The organism is Moorena sp. SIOASIH, from assembly GCF_010671925.1.
Classification (GTDB): Bacteria; Cyanobacteriota; Cyanobacteriia; order Cyanobacteriales; family Coleofasciculaceae; genus Moorena.
The window spans coordinates 1-1,004 of the sequence record NZ_JAAHIH010000022.1; the positions used below are offsets into that span (position 1 = coordinate 1).

The 1,004-nt window shown below is 54.0% G+C and carries 1 protein-coding gene; it reads left to right on the plus strand.

The features are described 5' to 3' along the window. Positions 1 to 843, plus strand: an 843-nt coding sequence (locus F6J90_RS43345) for a cbb3-type cytochrome c oxidase subunit I (RefSeq protein WP_293109141.1), incomplete at its 5' end; no start/stop codon positions are given. Positions 844 to 1,004: the final 161 nt, after the last annotated feature.

Consider the following 1,004-nt stretch of genomic DNA (forward strand, 5'->3'; position numbering starts at 1 on the left):
TTCCTTTCTGTGCCTGTTAAACTACGCCATCTCTTTTTTATTTTTTCTTTTATTTTTTTTCTTTTATTTTTTTTTCTTTTTTTTTTAGGCCACGACTCGATGGTTTACGCGGCATCGTGCATCGCGTTCCTGTCGTTCATCGTCTGGGCGCACCACATGTTCACCGTTGGTATGCCGTTCACGGGCCAGCTGTTCTTCATGTTCGCGACGATGCTGATCGCGGTGCCAACCGGTGTGAAGATCTTCAACTGGATCGCAACCATGTGGCGCGGCGCAATGACCTTCGAGACGCCGATGCTTTTCTCGCTGGGCTTCGTATTCCTGTTCACGATTGGTGGCTTCTCGGGCCTGATGCTCGCGATCGCACCGGCTGACGTGCAATACCACGACACCTACTTCGTGGTGGCGCACTTCCACTACGTGCTAGTACCGGGCTCGATCTTCGCGATCATGGCCGGCGCTTATTACTGGCTGCCGAAGTGGACCGGACACATGTACAACGAGAAGGTCGGCAAACTGCATTTCTGGATGTCGACAATCTTCGTCAACATCACTTTCTTCCCGATGCACTTCTTAGGGCTGGCCGGCATGCCGCGCCGAATCCCGGACTACTCAACCCAGTTCGCTGACTTCAACCTGTGGGCCAGCATCGGTGCCATCGGTTTCGGTCTCTCGCAGCTAATCTTCGTTTACGTACTGCTAACGTCGAAGAAAGGCGAGAAAGCAACGGATCGCGTCTGGGAAGGCGCGCACGGTCTCGAGTGGACCGTCCCGTCGCCGGCACCGTGGCATACGTTCACCACGCCGCCGAAAAAGCGCATCGCCGACGAGTCGTTTGACTAGGTACTACTGAGTCGATGGAAGACCTGGATCGCAAGAAGAGCATTCGCCGCACGACTATTGTCGTGGCGGTAATCGCGCTTGCGTTTTATTTGGGATTCATTGCGATGGGAGTGTTACGTGCGTAGCTCGGATCGCTCACTCGTCGCGCAATTGCTCATTGA